This is a genomic window from Nostoc sp. ChiVER01 (assembly GCF_034531155.1).
Classification (GTDB): domain Bacteria; phylum Cyanobacteriota; class Cyanobacteriia; order Cyanobacteriales; family Nostocaceae; genus Nostoc.
In genome coordinates this window covers 19,777-40,974 of sequence record NZ_JAVRBS010000042.1, presented here as the reverse complement: position 1 = coordinate 40,974, position 21,198 = coordinate 19,777, and the positions used below count along the sequence as shown (strand labels likewise).

The 21,198-nt window shown below is 43.3% G+C and carries 14 protein-coding genes; 8 read left to right on the top strand and 6 right to left on the bottom strand.

The genetic code is table 11. The features are described 5' to 3' along the window. Window positions 1–154 precede the first annotated feature (154 nt). From RMY00_RS33265 to RMY00_RS33255, 3 genes are read left to right on the top strand one after another with little or no spacing between them, the layout of a single operon-like run. Window positions 155–1,708 carry a sugar ABC transporter ATP-binding protein gene (locus tag RMY00_RS33265; RefSeq protein WP_322651625.1) on the top strand — a complete coding sequence of 518 codons (1,554 nt, stop codon included), beginning with the start codon at window positions 155–157 and terminating at the stop codon, window positions 1,706–1,708. Then, the gene (locus RMY00_RS33260) at window positions 1,701–2,648 is read left to right on the top strand and encodes an ABC transporter permease (protein WP_322651624.1); all 948 of its coding nucleotides are present in this window, start codon (window positions 1,701–1,703) and stop codon (window positions 2,646–2,648) included. Before RMY00_RS33265 ends, RMY00_RS33260 begins: the two co-directional genes overlap by 8 nt. Before the next feature lie 6 nt (window positions 2,649–2,654). Next, window positions 2,655–3,623 (top strand): ABC transporter permease, encoded by a 969-nt coding sequence (locus tag RMY00_RS33255; RefSeq protein ID WP_322651623.1) that lies wholly within the window; start codon window positions 2,655–2,657, stop codon window positions 3,621–3,623. 586 nt (window positions 3,624–4,209) lie between these two features. Here RMY00_RS33255 and RMY00_RS33250 read toward each other — a convergent pair. Then, window positions 4,210–4,620: a universal stress protein gene (locus tag RMY00_RS33250; RefSeq protein WP_322651645.1), complete on the bottom strand. Its 411-nt coding sequence runs from the start codon at window positions 4,618–4,620 to the stop codon at window positions 4,210–4,212. An 89-nt stretch (window positions 4,621–4,709) separates the two neighbouring features. Between RMY00_RS33250 and RMY00_RS33245 the strand changes: the two genes are divergently transcribed. Both RMY00_RS33245 and RMY00_RS33240 read left to right on the top strand, forming a co-directional pair. Beyond that, window positions 4,710–5,912 (top strand): phosphoglycerate kinase, encoded by a 1,203-nt coding sequence (locus RMY00_RS33245; RefSeq protein WP_322651622.1) that lies wholly within the window; start codon window positions 4,710–4,712, stop codon window positions 5,910–5,912. Between the two features lie 66 nt (window positions 5,913–5,978). Further along, complete coding sequence (locus RMY00_RS33240; RefSeq protein ID WP_322651621.1) at window positions 5,979–6,596, top strand: NUDIX hydrolase; 618 nt, start codon at window positions 5,979–5,981, stop codon at window positions 6,594–6,596. 353 nt (window positions 6,597–6,949) lie between these two features. On the opposite strand, the gene RMY00_RS33235 is transcribed toward RMY00_RS33240, so the two are convergent. The 5 genes from RMY00_RS33235 to RMY00_RS33215 all read right to left on the bottom strand — a co-directional run bounded on the left by RMY00_RS33235 (window position 6,950) and on the right by RMY00_RS33215 (window position 17,572). Next, window positions 6,950–8,740, bottom strand: coding sequence for a calcium-binding protein (locus RMY00_RS33235; RefSeq protein ID WP_322651620.1), 1,791 nt, complete (start codon window positions 8,738–8,740; stop codon window positions 6,950–6,952). A 475-nt stretch (window positions 8,741–9,215) separates the two neighbouring features. Further along, a complete protein-coding gene (locus RMY00_RS33230; protein WP_322651619.1) occupies window positions 9,216–11,027 on the bottom strand; it encodes a DVUA0089 family protein in 1,812 nt (603 codons plus the stop codon). Window positions 11,028–11,770: 743 nt separating this feature from the next. After that, the gene (locus tag RMY00_RS33225) at window positions 11,771–12,052 is read right to left on the bottom strand and encodes a peptidase (protein WP_196525661.1); all 282 of its coding nucleotides are present in this window, start codon (window positions 12,050–12,052) and stop codon (window positions 11,771–11,773) included. 235 nt (window positions 12,053–12,287) lie between these two features. After that, window positions 12,288–12,713, bottom strand: a complete 426-nt coding sequence (locus tag RMY00_RS33220) for a DUF4363 family protein (protein WP_322651618.1) — start codon at window positions 12,711–12,713, stop codon at window positions 12,288–12,290. Between the two features lie 182 nt (window positions 12,714–12,895). Continuing rightward, window positions 12,896–17,572 (bottom strand): GAF domain-containing protein, encoded by a 4,677-nt coding sequence (locus RMY00_RS33215; protein WP_322651617.1) that lies wholly within the window; start codon window positions 17,570–17,572, stop codon window positions 12,896–12,898. A gap of 242 nt (window positions 17,573–17,814) precedes the next feature. Between RMY00_RS33215 and RMY00_RS33210 the strand changes: the two genes are divergently transcribed. The 3 genes from RMY00_RS33210 to RMY00_RS33200 all read left to right on the top strand — a co-directional run bounded on the left by RMY00_RS33210 (window position 17,815) and on the right by RMY00_RS33200 (window position 21,099). Continuing rightward, window positions 17,815–18,138: a YnfA family protein gene (locus RMY00_RS33210; protein ID WP_322651616.1), complete on the top strand. Its 324-nt coding sequence runs from the start codon at window positions 17,815–17,817 to the stop codon at window positions 18,136–18,138. 503 nt (window positions 18,139–18,641) lie between these two features. Then, window positions 18,642–20,066, top strand: a complete 1,425-nt coding sequence (locus tag RMY00_RS33205; protein WP_416212124.1) for an ammonium transporter — start codon at window positions 18,642–18,644, stop codon at window positions 20,064–20,066. 166 nt (window positions 20,067–20,232) lie between these two features. After that, window positions 20,233–21,099, top strand: coding sequence for an SGNH/GDSL hydrolase family protein (locus tag RMY00_RS33200; protein ID WP_322651614.1), 867 nt, complete (start codon window positions 20,233–20,235; stop codon window positions 21,097–21,099). Window positions 21,100–21,198: the final 99 nt, after the last annotated feature.

Here is a 21,198-nt window from a genome sequence, read left to right as displayed (position 1 = left end):
CAAAAGTCAAAAGTCAAAAGTCAAAAGAATTATATTTATTCCGAGCTTCTTGCGCCATATAAATAAAGAAAAGATAGCCAGGAAATATGTTGAACTTGGATGATGAATAAAGAAGATGACTATGGGGTATCAGGACAAAAATTAGGTAAAGCCTATGACTCAGGCAACTCGAACTGTCTTGTGCATGAGGGACATAAAGAAAAGTTTTTCCGGGGTGTCGGCGCTCCGGGGTGTGGATTTTGAGCTAAAGGCGGGCGAGATCCACGCGCTGGTTGGAGAGAACGGGGCTGGCAAATCGACACTTATTAAGATCATGACGGGAGCCTATCGACGAGATTCGGGTGTTATGGATTATGGCGATCCCGTTACATTCCAGAACCCGACCGAAGCGCAGGCGGTAGGCATCGTAGCTGTCTACCAGGAGATTCAGCTTGTGGGTTTCCGAACCGTTGCTGAGAATATTTTTCTTGGCAGAGAACCGCATCGCTTCGGTATTATTGATAGACGGCGGATGAATATCGAAGCATCCGAAATCTTGGAGCGCCTGGGGTTGGATATCGACCCGCGCTCTGTGGTTAATTCGCTCAATATTGCCCATCGCCAAATGGTGGCGATCGCACGCGCCATATCCTTTAGTGCGCGGGTGCTGATCCTCGATGAACCCACGAGTTCGCTTACCGAAACTGAAGTTTCTGTTCTTTTTAACGTCATGCGGCGGCTAAAGTCGGAAGGGACATCCATCGTTTACGTCAGCCACCGTTTTGAAGAACTTTACGCCGTGTGCGATCGCGTTACAGTTTTGCGTGATGGGCGTAACATCATAACGCGATCGCTCTCCACGCTCAATCGCCTGGAACTCGTTTGTTCTATGCTGGGTCGTGAGCCAGAAGAAGTAAGCAAAGGAGTCACGGCGTTTGTAGGGCGATCGCAAAATGCGGTAGATCGGCCAGTGCTGCTCCAGGCGGAAGCTCTCAAATATAAGAAACGCCTCGATGGTGTCTCGATTGAAATGCGGCATGGGGAAATCGTTGGGCTTGCGGGTTTACTCGGCTCTGGTCGAAGTGAAACAGTGCGTACCCTGTTTGGGGCAGAACCACTTGAAGGTGGAACTGTAAAACTTGAAGGTAATCTTCTATCCTTACGCGATCCTCATGATGCGATCAACGCTGGGATAGCTTTTCTTTCAGAGGATCGCAAAGCAGACGGCATCATCCCTGAGCTTTCGGTGCGAGAAAACCTCACCCTCGCTGCACTACCGAACCTTACGCAATGGGGCATCGTTTCCAGAAAACGACAGAATGAGCTTGTCGATCGTTTTATGCACCGCCTTGGAATTAAGGCGGCCAGCGCCGAACAGAAGATCCACGAATTATCAGGCGGCAATCAGCAGAAGGTTCTTCTGGCGCGATGGCTGTGCAAGAATACAAAACTTCTTCTCCTCGACGAGCCGACTCGCGGTATTGACGTTGGGGCAAAGGGGGAAATCCAGCGCCTGATCGCCGAATTAGCAGAGCAAGGGCTGGGAGTTGTGATGATTTCATCGGAAGTGGAAGAGTTAGTTGAAGGTTCGCAACGTGTTATCGTCCTTCGTGACGGGCGGTCAATCGCAGAACTCAGTGGCGAGCAGAAGAATATAAAGGCAATTCTGCACGTAATGGCGGAAGTTGCAGGTCAGGAAGCCGTGAAGAGCAGCACAGATCATGAATAGCAAGAAGCCTTACCTGGGTTGGGGAACCCTATGGAACCCAGACTTTGGCGCACCTGCGGCACTGTTAATTCTCTATATTGCGAACGCCGTTTTCACTCCGCGTTTCGCTACAGTTAGCAACACCTTGAACATGTTGCTCCAAGTATCCACCACAATGTTTATTGCCGTTGGGATGACATTTGTCATTGCCTCGCGTGGCATCGATTTGACGGTCGGCTCTACTATGGCATTGGTTTCTGTCATTGTGGCATTGCTTATTAAGTATGGAATAACTGTTGCCATTTCGTCCGCCTTGTGCTGTGCCCTGTTGGTTGGTCTGATCAATGGCTTTCTAATCTCACGTCTGAAACTTGACCCCCTGATCACTACCTTGGCGGCTCTGATTTTATGGCGTGGGGTTGCTCAGGTGATCGGGGATGGTCAGCTCGTTCCCTTCACCAATCCCACATTTGAAGCACTCGGAAAAGGCTATCTCGGTTTTATACCAATTCAGGTTGTAATTGCGGCAGTCGTCATTGCAGGAGCCTTCTTTTGTATCCGCTCTACACTTTTTGGGCGTCAGATTGTTGCAGTTGGGGGCAACGAGAAGGCCGCACGGCTTGCGGGCATCCGTGCGGAACGCGTGAAATACATTGTCTATATAATTAGCGCCCTGCTTGCAGGGCTGGCCGGACTCGTCGAGACGGCGAGGCTGGGTATGGGCGATCCTAGTAAGGTCGGTGTCAACGCAGAATTCGAGGCGATCGCAGCTGTTGTTGTTGGCGGTACGCCCTTCTCCGGTGGTCGCGCCAATGTACTCGGAACTGTTGTCGGAGCCTTGATTATGCAGGTGATTTCCACAAGTTTCAACATGCTCCTGATTCCCTTCACCTGGTCATTAGTTTTAAAATCCGTAATCATTCTTTTCGCTATTTTTTTACAGCGTCCTAAGGAGGTTTAACGCGTCATGGCTGCTACAAAGTCTCTTGCACTTGCTGGGAAGCGTCTCGCCAGACTCCTCACCTCGCAGGGCGTGCTGCTCATGCTCCTTAGTTTGGCTGTTTTCGCATCGTTTCGTTATGAAACCTTCCTGACACCTCTTAATCTCATGAACATCATGCGACAGAACAGTATGCTAGCGATCGTGGCACTGGGCATGACTGTCGTGATCCTGAGTGGAGGAATCGATCTCTCGGTGGGTTCCCTTGTTGCTCTAGGCGGTGTCATCGCAGCATTGCTTGCTGGACAAGGAAGCTTTGTAGCAATTGTTTGCGGCATTGTCAGCACTACCTTGCTTGGTGTGGTAAACGGTCTTCTTGTGTCTCGTGCGAGGCTCCAGCCGTTCGTTGTTACGTTATTCACCGCAAGCGCGGCACGGGGGCTGGCGTTGAGCATCACTGAGGAGAAGTCGATTGCTGTATCATCGACAGCATCGGGACTTGTTTGGCTGGGTAGAGGGTTTATTGGTTTCGTTCCTGTCCCCGTGATTATAGTTGCGCTCTTATATTTTGCAGCTTGGTTTATGCTACACAGAAGCCGATTAGGGTTGCATGTGTTTGCTATTGGCGATAACGAGGAAGCCTCCCGGCTGATGGGCGTGAATCCAAACCAAGTAAAGCTTGCAGTCTACACATTTAGCGGTATGCTTTCAGGGCTTGCTGGTGTTGTTCTCGCAGGTCGTCTAGGGGCAGGTCAGCCTGTGGCTGCCTTTGGCTGGGAAACAGATGCGATCGCTGCAACCGTCATGGGAGGAACATTTCTCGCAGGCGGTCAGGGAAGCGTGTTTCCGACGCTTATAGGTGTTCTTCTCTTAGGAATGATGTACAACCTTCTGAATCTTGAGGGGACTATTACTCCGTGGTGGCAGCTTGTGCTTCGAGGTGGCTTTCTACTTCTGGTCGTGATATTCCAGCAGCGCATCGCCCAGAGGGGGTAAGTAGGTCGGTGTAAATAATTATTGTTGTAATAAGGCAGGGGGCAGGGGGCAGGGAGCAGGGGAAGAAAGAGTTTGAGTCTTATTTACTTTTGTTTATATAGTTTGATTTTATTGCACCAACTTACTTAATACCAATTCAATTAATGATTTCAAACACATCCTTGGGTAAAGACGCGATTCATCGCGTCTCTACAGATGGTCTATTTGTCGCATTCTTTTTTCAAATTGGTATTACGCTCTACTTGCAAGAGCTTCCGTCTTCCCTGTAAGAGCTTCCGTCTTCACGTTTCAGTGTTTCGCGCACCCTGCAAGAGCTTCCGTCTTCCCTGTAAGAGCTTCCGCCTTTACGTTTCAGTGTTTCGCGCACCCTGCAAGAGCTTCCGTGTTCCCTGTAAGAGCTTCCGCCTTTACGTTTCAGTGTTTCGCGCACCCTGCAAGAGCTTCCGTCTTCACGTTTCAGTTGGCTGATGACTGTTGACGGGTTTTCAGTCATCAGTCATCAGTCATCAGTCATCAGGTAAATGTACAATATTATTTGCGTAACAGTTTATTCAGCAACACACTAGCTCCTGGGTACTTATGACTGCTAAGGCACAATCAGCACTGGGCAAGGGGAAAGATTAATCACGCGAGTAGTAACACTATCATCGGCTCCCTCTTCAGTCAAGCCTAGCCCCCGACACCCCATAATTATTAAATCGGCTCCGATTTCATCAGCGACATCGCAGATGGTAAAAGCTGGTTTACCCCGCCTTTCTAAGGTTTCAGCTTGAATTCCTTGCCCAGAAAATAAAGATTGGGCATTTTCCAGCAGTTTAGCAACTACCTCTGGTGACACCATCGGATCATCTGCATTAGGCGCATCTGGAAGTGGTTCTTCTACCACAGACAGCAGCACCAAGCGACTGCCGTACTTTTTGACTACGTTGGTAACAACATCAGCAGCTTCCCGCGTTTCCCGGCTTTGATCAATAGGAAATAGTACTGTCTTAAATATCTCTGTCACTTGGGTACCCCTGACTCCGGTAAAATCTTGATGGTTCTACTTTCAAAACAATAACAAAAAGGCAATCAGGAGAGTTTGGTGTGTCCAAAAAAAGTTTAGCAAGTTTATCTTCGGCTGATATCTCTGGGAAACGTGCCTTAGTGCGGGTTGACTTTAACGTGCCTGTGGACGATCAAGGCAACATTACCGACGATACTCGCATTCGCGCCGCTCTACCAACCATCCAAGATTTGACGCAGAAGGGAGCTAAGGTCATTCTCGCCAGCCATTTTGGCCGTCCTAAGGGTGTGGATGACAAATTACGCCTAACTCCCGTTGCCAAGCGTCTCTCTGAGTTACTGGGGCAAGAAGTCGTTAAAACTGATGACTCTATTGGCGATGAAGTTGCAGCTAAAGTTGGCACTCTGCAAAATGGTCAAGTGCTGTTACTAGAAAATGTCCGTTTTTACCCAGAAGAGGAGAAAAACGACTCAGAATTTGCAAAAAAATTGGCAGCTAATGCTGATTTTTATGTAAATGATGCTTTTGGTACTGCACACCGCGCTCATGCTTCTACTGAAGGTGTGACTAAATTCCTCAGCCCTTCTGTGGCTGGATATTTGGTTGAGAAGGAATTGCAATATCTGCAAAATGCTATTGAAAATCCCCAACGTCCTTTGGCAGCAATTATTGGCGGTTCCAAGGTTTCCAGCAAAATTGGCGTAATTGAAACGTTGCTGGAGAAGTGCGACAAGCTAATCATCGGCGGTGGGATGATTTTCACCTTCTATAAAGCCCGTGGTTTGAATGTCGGTAAGTCGTTGGTAGAAGAAGACAAGCTAGAACTAGCGAAGTCTTTGGAAGCTAAGGCTAAAGAACGGGGCGTTGCTTTATTGCTTCCTACAGATGTGGTATTGGCAGATAACTTTGCCCCCGATGCCAATTCTCAAACCGTTAGCATTGAGAATATTCCAGATGGTTGGATGGGTTTGGATATTGGGCCAGACTCGGTGAAATTTTTCCAAGAGAGCCTTGCAGATACCAAAACGGTAATTTGGAACGGGCCAATGGGTGTGTTTGAGTTTGATAAGTTTGCCAAAGGTACGGAAGCGATCGCTCATACCCTCGCTGAAATTGGTAAAACTGGTACTACCACCATCATTGGCGGCGGCGACTCAGTAGCGGCTGTGGAAAAAGTTGGTTTAGCTGACCAAATGAGCCACATCTCCACCGGCGGCGGCGCTAGCTTGGAGTTGCTTGAAGGCAAGGTATTGCCTGGAATTGCAGCTTTAGATGATGCTTAATAGCCATCTTTAGAATTATGTAGAGACGTTATATTTAACGTCTCTATATTAAATAGGGAAAAAACTGTGGAAACAAAATGGCTGGAATGGGCACAAAAGTTACAAGCGATCGCTCAAAATGGTCTAACCTATTCTGAAAACCCTTTTGATATCGAACGCTATAAACAATTACGAGCGATCGCCACAGAAATTATGGCGACTTACTCAAATGTAGAACACAGCCATGTTCTCGATTTGTTTAGCCGTGAAGTAGGATATGCTACTCCCAAAGTTGATGTGCGAGGAGCAATTTTTCGTGATGATACTATATTATTAGTCAAAGAACGAGCAGACGGTTGCTGGACTTTACCTGGTGGATGGGCTGATGTCGGCGAGTCGCCCAGTCAAGTAGTTATGAAAGAAGTATATGAAGAATCTGGATATCAAGCACGCGCGATCAAACTACTAGCAGTCTATGACAGAGACAAACAGGGACATCCACCGCTTCCGTTTTATGTCTACAAGCTGTTTTTTAAGTGTGAACTTATTGGTGGTTCTCCATCATCAAGTATTGAAACTGAAGAAGTAGGTTTTTTTGCTGAAGATGCGTTACCAGAACTTTCCATCGGACGTGTGACACCAGCGCAAATCACGCGACTTTTTCAACATTATCGCCAACCAGATTTACCGACAGATTTTGATTAAATACCTCTGCATTACGAAGATGGGCATACAGAATTTATGGCTTTATTCTGACTCATAAAATAGCCCGGACTTGTAATATAAATTTCATGTGGAGCTGCACAAAATAATTAACCCTCTATTCTTGGCGCTCTTGGCGTTCTTGGTGAACCAGCGCTGTAGGCGGGTTTCCCACCGTAGGCGACTGGTGAACCCGAAGGGCGGTTCGTTTTTAATTCTATGCATCTTCATAAAGCATTGGTATAAATAGTTTCTTGTTGGGTAAGGGGGACACGTTGCCGTGTTCCCCTAGCCAGGAGGAAAAGTATCCTTGAATCTACTTCAGATGACAGTACAATCTTAAATTGACAACATTCTTATGCAAAACTGACTTCTAGGTTATAAGAAAAATCAGGTATAGAGCTGCTACCAGAGAAAATTCCGCCATCTTCAGGTAAGAAACTAAATTTACTCACTGAAATGGAGTACGTACCTGCATTCAGGAAAGTAGTGATTAATGATGACTGGTTGGAACCATTATCGTCGTTAGTTTCTAATAAAGCTCCAGCAGCGTTAAACAGACCCAGAACTGTATCTTCAGATGTCACCGTACTGATAGTGACAGTTCCTGGATTTGCTACAGAAAATTTAAAAAAGTCGAAATCAGAATTATCCCCTGGTTGAACTGTTGCCAACTGCGCTGAAAGATTAAGGTTTGAGCCTGATGATAAGGAACCTAATCCTTCAGCGCTATCTAGTGAGTTATTTGTATCTTCTCCAGCATTTTCCCGCTCATAGAAAAGGAAGTTATCACTATCAAGTCTAAGATTGGTTGTCCCTTGCAGAACACCTATGATTTCATCTTGCTCTCCTGTCGGTTTCTCTAAAAATATTCGTGTGTTGCCTGCAACAACTTGCAAGCGGTAGTCTTCTGGAGTTCCTTTGAGTTCAATTCGATCTTGGCTAGAGTCAAAGTCAGTAATAGTAGCCAAGTCCCCAAAACCAGGATTCGTAGTATTGTTATCGTCGTAGAAAACATTTGCAGCGTCACCCAGGATAAATCTATCTGCCCCAGCTCCACCTGTGAAGCGATCAGTTTCTCCTATTCCAGGTGGAAGTGGACTACCGGGGAAAGCACCAATGAGGATATCGTCTCCAGCGCCGCCATTGAGTACCTCATTACCTGGCCCACCCTGTAGACTATCATTGCCGTCGCCACCATTGAGGATATCATTACCATCACTACCATCTAGAGTATCATTGCCTCCTCCACCATTCAAAGTGTTGTTAGAAGTATTACCAAAAATGAAATTGCTAAGACTGTTACCTGTCCCGCTAATGTCACCACCTTCCCTCAGTGTCAGGTTTTCCAAATTGTTGCCTAGTCCGTAAGAGACAGAAGACCGGACGCTATCTGTGCCTGAATTAGCAGCCTCTGTAATGGTGTCGGTAGTAGTGTCAACGAGGTAAGTGTCGTCGCCTGCTCCCCCAATCAAAGTGTCAGTACCTAAGCCTCCATCAAGTGTGTCATTACCCTTATTACCGGATAATCGATTATTTTGCCTGTCACCAACAATGCTGTCATTTCCATTTGTGCCTTTGACATTATCAAAGTTGACTGCTGTAAATGACAATGCTCCCAAGCCAGGAACGTTACTGGCAGATAAACTTTGGGTTTGCAGATTAACAGTGATATATACCCCAGCCAAAGATTGGGATGCATCTATAGTGTTGTTGGCAACATTAGAATTAGCAATAACCTTTTCGACTCTAAAGAGTTGGTCTTGACCAAATCCGCCAGATTTTTCAATGGTTCCAAAACCTGACAAGATAATGGTTTGATCTAGTTGACTGTAGTCTGCGGTATCAGTGCCATCTCCGCCATTAATGCTGTCGTTACCCTGACTGGCTATGAAGGTGTCATTACCTGCACCACCTATTAGAGTGTCGTTTCCTGTGCCACCATCAAGTGTGTCATTGCCGTTTCCACCACTTAGACTGTCGTTTGCTGTCCCACCTGCAAGAGAATCGTTACCATCTGCACCATTCAAAGTGTCGTTACCAGAAGTACTATTGGCATTACCACCACTAGCCCAACCAACTATCGTGTCATTTCCCGAAGTCCCAGAAAGATTGTCAGCACTTGTTTTGCCGAAAATAAATGCCATGTTATTTCTCCTGAATTTCTCACTAATACGTAAGTTCAGCCTCAGTCAAAGAACTATTCATCAGTTCAATGTAGATTACTTCCCATTTGTGTAATCTATAGCAATCCGAGTCAGATTTTTTGGTAGCAAATCTTTTTTTATACCAAAAAATAATTTTCTATTAAAGAAATGCATATTAATATGCATTTCTTTAATTCATATAGGGATCTAAAATTTATGTAAAACTTAATAATACTTAAGCATTACATAATTATTCGGTCGATTTAGCCGACCAAATGAGCCACATCTCTACCGATGGCGCCAGCTTGGTGTTACTTAAAAGCAAGGTATTGCCAGGAATTACGGTTTTAGATGATGGTTAATAGCCATCTTTAGAATTATGTAGAGACTTTACATGTAACGTCTCTACATTAAATAAAGGAAAAACTGTAGAAACTAAATGCCTGAAATTACAATCTTTAATTTAACAACGTTCTTATACCACACTGACTTCTAGCGTATAAGAAAAATCAGGTTTAGAGCTGCTACCAGAGAAAGTTCCGCCATCTTCAGGCAAGGAAGGAAATTTACTCACTGAAATGGAGTATGTACCCGCACTCAACGAACTAGTAATTAATGACGAATTGTTACCACCACCATCGTCGTCAGTTTGTACCAAAGTCCCAGTATCGTTAAATAGTCCAAGAACTGAATCTCCCGATGTCACTGTCGTGATAGTGACAGTTCCTGAATTTGCTAAAGAAAAAGTATAAAAGTCGACATCAGAATTGTCTCCCGGTTGAACTGTTGCTATCTGACCTAAAGCATTAACGTTTGAGCCTGATGATAAGGAACCTAACACTTCAGCAGTTAACAGTGAGTTGTTGGTACCTTTTCCAGCAATTTCCCCCTCAAAATTGAAAAGGAAGTCATCACTATCAAGTGTGAGATTGTTTCTCCCCTGCACAATAGCTATGATCTCATCTGGCTCTACTCCCGGTTTGTCTAAGAATATTCGTGTGTTATTTCCAATAACTTCTAGACGGTAGTCTAGTAGAGATCCTTTGAGTTGAATTTGATCTTGGCTAGAGTCGAAGTCAGTAATAGTAGCGAAGTCCCCAAAACCAGGACTGGCAGTGTTGTTATCGTCGTAGTAAACACTTATAAAGTCCCCCAGGATAAATCTATCTGCCCCAGTCCCACCAGTTAAGGTATCAATTTCCCCTAATCCAGGTGGAAGCACATTACTACCAGCCAAACCAGCAGCAAAAACACTGATGAGGACATCATCTCCAGACCCGCCATTGAGTCTGTCATTGTCGAGTCCGCTTCGTAGTCTATCATCGCCGTCCTCACCGTTGAGGATATCATCGCCGCTACCACCGATTATTGAGTCATCGCCTGCTCTTCCATTCAGAGTGTTGCGGCTCAAATTAGTACCAATGAGAATGTTATCAAGACTGTTACCTGTCGCATTGATGGCGCTAGTTCCCGTTAGCCTCAGATTCTCTAGATTGGCGCCTAGTGTGTAGGTAACAGAAGACAGGACGGTATCTGTGCCTGAATTAGCAGCTTCCGTAATGGTGTCGGTAGTACTATCAACGAGGTAAGTGTCGTCGCCTGCTCCCCCACTCAAAGTGTCAGTACCTAAGCCTCCATCAAGTGTGTCATTGCCATTATTACCGGATAATCGATTATTTTGCCTGTCACCAACAATGCTGTCATTTCCATTTGTGCCTTTGACATTATCAAAGTTGACTGCTGTAAATGACAATGCTCCCAAGCCAGGAACGTTACTGGCAGATAAACTTTGGGTTTGCAGATTAACAGTGATATATACCCCAGCCAAAGATTGGGATGCATCTATAGTGTTGTTGGCAACATTAGAATTAGCAATAACCTTTTCGACTCTAAAGAGTTGGTCTTGACCAAATCCGCCAGATTTTTCAATGGTTCCAAAACCTGACAAGATAATGGTTTGATCTAGTTGACTGTAGTCTGCGGTATCAGTGCCATCTCCGCCATTAATGCTGTCGTTACCCTGACTGGCTATGAAGGTGTCATTACCTGCACCACCTATTAGAGTGTCGTTTCCTGTGCCACCATCAAGTGTGTCATTGCCGTTTCCACCACTTAGACTGTCGTTTGCTGTCCCACCTGCAAGAGAATCGTTACCATCTGCACCATTCAAAGTGTCGTTACCAGAAGTACTATTGGCATTACCACCACTAGCCCAACCAACTATCGTGTCATTTCCCGAAGTCCCAGAAAGATTGTCAGCACTTGTTTTGCCGAAAATAAATGCCATGTTATTTCTCCTGAATTTCTCACTAATACGTAAGTTCAGCCTCAGTAAAAGAACTATTCATTAGGTCAATGTAGATTACTTACCATTTGTGTAATCTAAATTAAAAACTACTAACTTATTTGGTTAATAACTTATAAAGAAAAAATATCCAGCTATTTATTGTGGGCTGACCTAAAAAACCCGCTTTTGCTTACGCACGAGCGAGACGCCTACTTTAAAGAATTAGATAGTTTTTTTTGAAAGTCTCTTAATTAAGAATCCAAATAGTAAGCAACTATATCAAATATTTTGGTTCTTTTTCCAAACTTTTTTAAACCGACGCTGTAACTATTTAATTATCATGAAGTACAAGGTTACATCAACTACTTTATCAAAACTTTAAATTTTCAATAAGTATGATTGATAATACATTCAAATATAGGTGTTAAATGTAAAATTTAATTAATTATTATTTCAACTTATTGATTTCTTTTGGTAAAATGCTCCATAAGCATGACCATATTCACAAGAAAATGCATCCACTGCTAGCATCAAACTGGGGTAAAGTACACCTTGAAAAGGCTAGTACTAAACTTTTTACTATGCGATCGCACGGAAAGTGAAATTAAGCTAACGCGCCTATATATTGCACTATTTTCCGTGTAGACCTTCATTAGTAATTAGTCATTTGTGTTTACCAACCACAAAGGGCAACCTCACTAGTGGATGTACAATGTTTATTTGCGTAACAGCTTATATATTTTCTAATCCTTCTCGGATTTTGGCCTTTTCCTACCAAACAAACTAGTCATACTTAAGCCAGTAACTAACAATCCCAATAGTCCTAGTCCGTTCAAAATTGGGTAGATTCCCTGTAAACCAAATATTTCACCACGATGAATAGAAAGCAGTAGACTACGGCCTACTCCCAGGTTAGCTGACCACTCACCTACCAGCGTAGCTGCAATTCCAGTTAACAATGTTACAGCAAGCGGTAAAGCCAGAATAATCGCCAGAGTCCGGTGGTACTTGCGAAATGAACGCATTATCCAAAATCTCCAGTGGAAACTATAGCACTTTGCTATTTGTTCAAAGCCAGATATAAAGACTGTTTTTCTCCTATCTTGTGTCCTTTGACCAAATAATAATTTGGATACAGAGCAAATAATTTTATTTATGGGGCCAAATTATTGACTTTTGAATGTGTGACTTTTGACTTCCCCAAACGCAAACAGCGTCCCCAAGGGTTGGGGCTGACTTCTGCTCTATGTTAGCTTTACCTCACTTTTTAGAAACACTGGCGATATTTGTGTCAAGTGTTTGTAACCCTTTAAGAGCTTTCGCTTTATCTTTTGCCTTCAGCGCACCCTTCACCTGGGTCGCAGTATCTTCGATTACATTATAGGTTTTTGAAGATTTAGTTTTGACACCATCCTCAACCTTAGACCAAGAGTTTTCAAACTTATTAAATTCTTGTTGAGCTTTATCAAAGTTTCCGCCTTGCACCGCAGTTTTGGTATTTGAAACTACACTGACCAAACTCTTAAAACCTCCCTGTGTCGCAACAGTTGTTTTGGATACTGCTGTCCCCGCAGTGGTTTCAGTGGCAGCAGGAGCCTGGGTAGTAGATTTTTGATCGCTGTTGCATCCTACTAATGTCAGTAAGGCAATTGTAGTAACGGGAATGATGTAGATTAAGCGTTTCATAAGACCTCTTGAATAATGATAAATCGCCAAATACCGACGATATCAGCTACTATATCAGCTAAAGTTGTTGAAAATGTAGGAAGATTGAATGCAGCTTTTCGTTTAGTCTAAATTTGTAATATTATATACATTTTTTTTACTAGCACGCGTACATCAAGGCTGTTTTTGCATTAATCGCGGGTTTATGCATCATCATTTTTGGTTGGTAACAAGGTGCTATTTGTTACCTGCTTTCTGATTAAAAAATCTTGAATGCAGTTAAGAAGTTCTTTTAACTCTAAAATTAAGTTAGTAGTATTTCTAAGGTCTTGATGGTAAGCCAATCGTTCTAGTTTATCAGCTGCTAGATACATGGCTGTGGCTCCAATGTTGGCACTAGCGCCTTTAAGGTGATGAGCTTCTTGCACAATTTGCCCAAAGTCATGAGATGCGATCGCTGCTTTAATTATTTCTAAACGGGGTTTAATATCTTCAACGCATACTTGCAATAGACTTAACTCAAATTCTGTGTCATTTCCCGATATCCGATGCAAGTGTTCCCAATCAATTGCTAAATCAGTAGTAACTGTCTGCTCATATACAACTGCCTCTTGTTTTGAAAGGATCACACCTGTCCAATGCTCTAGGGTTGTAGCCAATTTTTCTTTAAACACTGGCTTAGTTAAATAGTCATCCATTCCGGCATTGAGACACCTTTCTTGATCTTCTTTCATGGCATTAGCAGTCATCGCAATCACTACAGGACGACGACGGAGAGCAAAAGTATCTTCTTGCCAACGATGAATTTCTTTTGTGGTTTCTAAACCGTCAAGAACTGGCATTTGACAATCCATTAGAATCAAATCGTAAGGAATTTTTTCTAATAGCTGCAAAACTTCCTTGCCATTAGCAACGACATCGGCTTTGTAGCCCAGACTATTGAGTTGCTTCAAGGCTACTTTTTGATTTACCAAATTATCTTCAGCTAAGAGAATTCTTAATTTCGATTTAGTAGCCACGTAAGGGGAAGAGGAGGTTAGAATACTTGAAGTTTCTGAACTCTGGATTTTTTCAGTAGCATTTAACCAAGAGCCTTTAGCTCCTTGTTTTGATTCCGACTGAGTTTCTAAAATAGTCATAATGGTATCGAGAAGTCGTGATGGCTTAATCGGTTTGACCAAATAAGCAGTAAATCCAATTTTGAGCGTCTGCTGCACTTCATCACGTTGATTAGTAGAGGTGAGCATAATCAAAGGTATTTCAGTAATTGCAGAATTGGCTTTAATTTGTTCTTTTATTGTCATGTCATTTTTTATATCAACCAAGGCAACATCATAAGATTTTCCTTGCTCATAAGCTGACTGAATAACTTTGAGGGCAGCAGTAATACTATCAGCTTTATCTACCTGCATTCCCCAATGATTAGCTTGATAGTAGATAATTTTGTAATTAATAGCATTGTTATCCACTAATAACAAACGGCGATTGTTCAAAAGTCCGCGTTGGCACTTTGGTAAAGCAGGCTCAACTTGCTTGGTAAAAAGTACTTCAAACCAAAACTTAGATCCTTTACCGATCTGACTCTCTACCCCAATTACTCCTCCCATCAAAGTTACTAGTTGTTTACAGATGGCTAATCCCAAACCAGTACCACCATACTTGCGAGTAGTCGAAGCATCCACTTGGGTAAATGGCATAAAGAGTTTGCGTTGATCTTCAGGGCTAATGCCAAGACCTGTATCTGTGATGGCAAAATGGATGGTGGCTGTAGTAGAAGTAAGAGAACGCAATTCGGCTTGTATTAATACTTCGCCAGCACTAGTGAACTTGATAGCGTTGCTGATTAAGTTCATGAGAATTTGCCGCAGCCTACCAGTATCTCCTTTGAGGTGGGTGGGGACGTTATGTTCAATCAGTGCGCCAATTTCTAATCCCTTGTTATGCGCTGAGGGAGCTAATAATTCCACTACTTCTTCCACACAAGTGGATAAGTCAAAATCTAGAGTTTCAAGAGCCATCTCTCCAGCCTCAAGTTTGGAAAGATCCAAAATCTCGTTGATTAAACTTAAAAGGGCGTCTCCACTACTACGAATTGTTTCAATAAAATCTCGCTGTTCTGGATCTAACGGAGTATCTAACACCAAACTAGTCATGCCCAATACAGCATTCATCGGAGTGCGAATTTCATGACTGATATTTGCCAAAAAGGCACTTTTAGCCTGAGAAGCTAATTCAGCTTGGCGACGGGCAATTTCAAGTTCTTGTCGCTGACGAGTTTCTGCTACTAATAGTTGGGCTTGGGCTAAGGCAATACCTACTTGGTCGGCTATTTGGCGCAAAAGATGAGTTTCAAAGCTAGACCAGTGGTGAGAATCATCACACTGATGAACTATGAGCAAACCACGAAGTTCTTCTTTGACAAGAATGGGCACAACCAAATTGACTTTGACCCCAAACTGTTGGATTAATTCTAAATGGTTTTGTTCTACTTCTGGCAGATCGAAATTAGCTAGTCCTAAAATTTGTCCTTGACGGTACTGCTGTAAATAGTACTGCTGTAAATATTCGGCTCGAAAGTAGGGGGCGCTAATATTTTGCTCTTTGATTGTTGGTAAGCCAGAAACTACTGCTTCAATAACAGTAGGTACAGATTCATCAGGCAAAACTTGATAGATTAAAACTCGGTCAGTCTGGAGAATTCTTTGTACTTCCTTGACAGTGATTTGGAGAATTTCTTCAATTTGTAAAGATTGGCGAATCTTAAGAGCGATTTCGGTAAATAATTGCGATCGCAAGTTTTGCCGTTGTACCTCTTCTTCAGCTTGTTTACGCTGGATAAATTGCCCCAATTGCTCACCAATAGAATTCATCGTTTTGATCAAATCTTGGTCAGGCGGTTGGATTTGACGGTTAAAGCAGGTAATCACACCAAGGATTTTATGACCACTGCGGATCGGAAAACCAAAAGCTGCGTGTAGTTGTACTTCAGGGCTGATTTTGAAGCGGGAGAAACTGAGTTCTTTAACGATATCAGCGATCCAAACAGGTTCAGAACTAGCCCAAACCCGGCCAGGTAGTCCAATTCCTGGTGCAAGGGTGGTTTGCCGATTTAGTGCTGCTAACTCCTGTACATCAAGAGATGCCTCATACCACATATCGACAAAACGCAGCACATTTGCCTGCTCATCCACCATCCAAATTTCACCCAAATCCCATACCAAACTCTCGCAGATCCCTTGCAGGGTTTGCCAAGTAGCTTCGCTAATCGTGGCGGACTCTTCTAAAACGCGAGTTGCAACATATTGAGCAGTCAGATGTTGTTCTACTCGTTTGCGATCGGTGATGTCAATGCCAGTACCAACAATGTATTCCACCGATCCTTCATAGTCTTTTAAGAAGGTATTCGACCAGGCAATCAGTCGGCGGCTGCCATCCTTCATTACCCAATAGTTTTCGTATTCTAGGAGGCCTCTACCAGTTAACAATTGCTCAAAAACTGCTTTGGCTGACTCCACCTCTTCAGGAAGTAAGAACAAGTTCCAGAAATGCCTATCCCTCACCTCATCGAAGGAGTAACCTGTTGTTTGCTCACAAGCTTGATTGAAGCGAACAATTTTTCCTTGGGAGTCGGCAACTACTACTAAGGCGCTGGCTGTATCCAGGACTGCTGAGATAAAGTTGCGTTCTTGGTTTAAGGCTTCTTCTGTCCTTTTGCGCTCAATGACCTCACGATAGATGAAGTAGTAGACTACAGCAAGAACGATAAAACTTAGGCAGATGGCGATCGCAAGTATCAGAATTGTGTTGCGACTAGTGGCTTTTTTTGCTTGTAACTGCTGTTGAAGTTGTCCCTTTGCCTCGTTTTCCATCTCATTGATCGCCTTGCGGATATCATCCATGAGATTTTGTTGCTCATTTTTCACTAGTACTTGCAATGCCGCTTCTAATCCCTTGTTTTGGCGCAAGTCAATAGTTTGTTTTAGTTCAGTAAATTTAGTCGTTATTAGAAATTCAAGGGTTGCAATTTGCTTTTGTTGATTCGGTTGATCTGCTGTTAGACTTTTCAGGTTGGCAATTTCTTGCTCGACGTTAGCAAGTGCTGCTTGATAAGGTTTGAGATAAGTTTGTTTTCCAGTAAGGACGTAACCACTTTGTCCAGTCTCAGCATCCTTTATCTGGTACTGTAGTTTTTCTAGACTCTCAATTTTTTTATAAGTATTTTTTACTATACTGCGATTATTAGTAGATACTCTTGTATTTTGATAAGAAACTACGCCAATCAGAACTAAAATTGCCGATGCTAAACCAAAACCTGCTGCAATCTTTTTAAAAAATTGCTTGTGTACTCTCTGCGCCTGTTTGCCTTTCTTGCTTACAAGTACCAAACTTGCTAAATTTCGGCGTAATTCCAGTTGCTTGATCACTTGACGACCTAAAGTTCGTAATGCCTCCACTTGTTCTGGTGTAAGTTCTCGTGGTACATAATCAATTACACATAGAGTTCCTAGCGCATATCCCTCAGGATTAGTCAGAGGTACACCAGCATAAAACCGAATCTTTGGGTCAGATGTTACTAGTGGGTTGATGGCAAACCTTTCATCATCTGTTGCATCAGGCACAATAAAAACATCAGGCTGTAGAATAGCATGGGCACAGAATGCAAAATCTCGATGCGTTTCTATGGCTTCTATTCCGAGTCTTGACTTGAACCACTGACGGTTTGTATCAATTAAGCTAATTAAAGCAATAGGAGTCTGACAAATATACGAGGCTAAATGGGTGAGGTCATCAAAAGCGGCTTCAGATGGCGTGTCGAGAATCTTATACTGCAAAAGCGTCTCGATTCTTTGTGCTTCGTTATCAGGTAATGGTGCTTTCATCCTTATTCTGGGGATTAGGGACTGGGGACTGGGGATTGGGGATTGGGGGCTGGAGATTGCGGACTAGGCGGAATTATTAAAAAAGAAGTCTTTATCTTGTTTTGTCCCCCTTAATACTCAGTCCCTAGCCCCAATCTCCAATCCCTAATTTGTCAACAAACTTACTTTAATTAATGACAACACTTTAGTTAAAAGCGTTAGCGTAATTTTACTGAGTTCGATTTTATTAAAGAATCTGTTAAATGATTAAGTCCCTAGTGTATTTTTTGTGGGCTGGTTTATTGGAAATCGGTGGCGGCTACTTAGTCTGGTTGTGGTTGCGCGAAGGTAAGCCTTTGTGGTGGGGCATATTGGGTGGAATTGCTTTAGCTTTTTATGGGATTATTGCAACTCTCCAATCGGCAAATTTTGGCAGAGTGTATGCGGCTTACGGTGGCGTGTTTATTGCAATGGCAATGTTTTGGGGCTGGAAGGTAGACGGGGTAACTCCAGACCGCTACGACTTAATCGGAGCATGTTTAGCTTTAGTGAGTGTTCTAATTATCATGTTTGCACCCAGAACTTAAATAGAATGTTTGTATTATTTTTTACCAATGTTTTTATAGTATTCCCTTTTAAGCAGATAATAACCTCATCCAATGCAAAGGTTTTTTAGCAACTAAGCTCGAAGAAGAAGCCCTGTGGATATATATCTACACCTTTATAAGGGAGATATGAAGATAAATCATCACATTTTTGGCAAAATTCTCTGATAATTTACAAGACTTTTCAAGGATCACAAGTATCTTGATTTGTAACAGTAGGTAACTAAAAATTTAGAATTTTGTAGCGCTTGAATAAAATGCTATTGTTCAAAAAAAAATGCAATCAACAATCAAATGATTGAGTGTATACATTGTTATTCCCATCTTGGCAACTACAAACAGGATTATATTTTTGTTAACATTTCAAGAAATTTAAGATTAAGTAACTTTCAACACAAAAATGTGTAACTAAAAGTAATCAAATGTAGTCAAGTATACAAATTATTGGTGGTTAGGAAGAAAAAGAAGTGTTGAAGAAAGTTGTGATGATTGGGGTTATTACCCTACTGTTTTTAGGAGGGCCTTTGATGGGCAATGCTTTTGCCCAAACACCAGCTGCTGTGCCTGCTGCTGATACTGGAGATACGGCATTTATGCTGATCTCAGGAGCACTAGTGCTGTTAATGACACCAGGATTGGCGTTCTTTTATGGTGGATTTGTGCGATCGCGTAATATCCTAAACACATTGATGATGAGCTTTGTGTTAATGGCGATCGTGGGAGTTACCTGGATTCTCTGGGGTTATAGTCTTTCCTTTGCACCAGGTTTACCATTTATTGGTGGATTGCAATGGTTCGGGTTGAATGGTGTTGGTTTAGAAACTCAAGGCTACTTGCCGCATCTGCCTTATGAAGACGCCCTCAAAGCAGCAGACCCCAAATATGCTGATGTCGTTTCATACGCCGGAACGATACCCCACCAGGCATTCATGATCTACCAAGCCATGTTTGCCATTATCACCCCAGCTCTAATTTCTGGAGCGATCGTTGAGCGAATGAGTTTCCGCGCCTATTCGCTGTTTGTGCTGCTGTGGTCAACCTTTGTTTACGCCCCCATTGCTCACATGGTGTGGGCTAAAGGTGGATTTTTAGGTTTAGCTGGTGGATTAGGTGCCCTCGACTTTGCAGGTGGCACAGTAGTTCATATTAGTTCTGGCGTTTCAGCCCTGGTAGCTGCGCTCGTCCTTGGGCCTCGGAAAACCCATCCCGATCGTCTTAGCCCGCCACACAATGTCCCCTTCATTTTGCTGGGTGCTGGCTTGCTGTGGTTTGGTTGGTTCGGCTTCAACGCTGGGAGTGCCTTATCTGTTGCTAGTGGAACTTCTGGTAACTTAACAACAAATTTAGCAACAACAGCCTTTGTTGCCACCAATACGGCGGCGGCGGCGGCGGCTTTAATGTGGCTAATTTTGGAAGCAGTTTTACGGGGTAAACCGACAGCCGTGGGAGCGGCTACAGGAGCCGTTGCTGGTTTAGTTGGCATCACTCCCGCCGCCGGATTTGTCACACCGCTATCGGCGATTTTAGTTGGTTTCATCACTGCCTTTGTTTGCTTCTATGCTGTGAGTTTTAAGCACAAGCTAGAAGTTGATGATGCTTTAGATACCTTTCCCGTGCATGGCGTTGGTGGTACGGTGGGGGCTATTTTAACGGCCATCTTTGCCACGACTCAAGTCAACGGCGGAGGTAAAGACGGGGTACTGCGTGGTAACTTTGGTGAATTGGGAGTTGAACTACTAGCAATTGCCATTGCTTATGCGATCGCAGGTGTTGGGACGTGGGTTATTCTCAAGATTATCGATGCTACAGTTGGTCTGCGAGTTAAAGAAGAAGCCGAATTGCAAGGTTTGGATATCAACGAGCACGGAGAAGAAGGTTACAACTCCGAGTTTGGCGATCGTCCTACTTAGTAAAAAGTAGCGAGTGGGGAGTAGGGAGTACAGACGCGATTAATCGCGTCTGTACAGGAGTTACGAGTTATTATTCTCCCCCATTCCCCATTCCCCAATTTAAATGTGTAATTTGCGATCGCTAGCGTTAAAATTTGATTCAAATAATTGGTAAATTTCGCTAGTCGTGTCTACATCTGCAAAAACCTTTCCTATCTGGGCATTTTTCTCGCTGTTAACTAACGGCATCCTAATGTTGGCGGTCATCCTGCTAATTTGGCAACAGCAGAGATTGTCCGCTTTTTTTGGGATAGTAACATCCCCAGAGCCAATCAGTCGTAACTTCTCACCCGAAATTGCTACATCTGATTTAGGTCGTCGTCACCAACTCTCTTACCAGCAGTGGGTAGACATCCTTACGCAAGAAGCCAAGGTAGCCGCAGACCAACGTCCTCCGCATTTAAGCATCCTAGTGGGAGATTCTTTGAGTTTGTGGTTTCCGCCTGAGTTATTACCTGAAGGTAAAAATTGGCTCAATCAAGGAATTTCTGGCGAAACCAGTAATGGACTCTTGAAAAGATTGGAGATATTTGACCGCACCCAGCCAGAGGAGATTTTTCTGATGATTGGCATTAATGACCTAATTCGGGGGGTGAGCGACAGAGAAATTTTAGATAATCAGCGTCAAATTATTAATTACCTACGAAAGAAGCATCCCACGGCGCAAATTGTTGTCCAATCGATTTTGCCACATGGCGCAGAAGAAGCAACCTGGAAAGGACGAGATAAACTTCTGGCTGTTGACAATAGTCGCATTCGTGAGTTAAATCAGCAGCTGCAAAGTATTTGTAACAAAAAAGGTGTCAAATATCTCGATTTACATCCCCTGTTTACCAACAAACAAGGTAATCTCCGCCGCGAATTTACTACTGATGGTTTACATTTAAGTCCTGAAGGCTATATAGTTTGGCGTTCTGCATTGCAGCTTTATGGCGAGATCGAATTAAAACCCCAGCAAGAAGAAGAGGGGAAAAGGTTAAAGAATAAAGGGTAAAGGCATTAAATCCTTTTCCCTTTACCCTCTCTGATAATATCTTTGAATACAACTCTGTATAAATTGCGTCTGGGCGCGAGAAAATAAGAAATAGTGGTT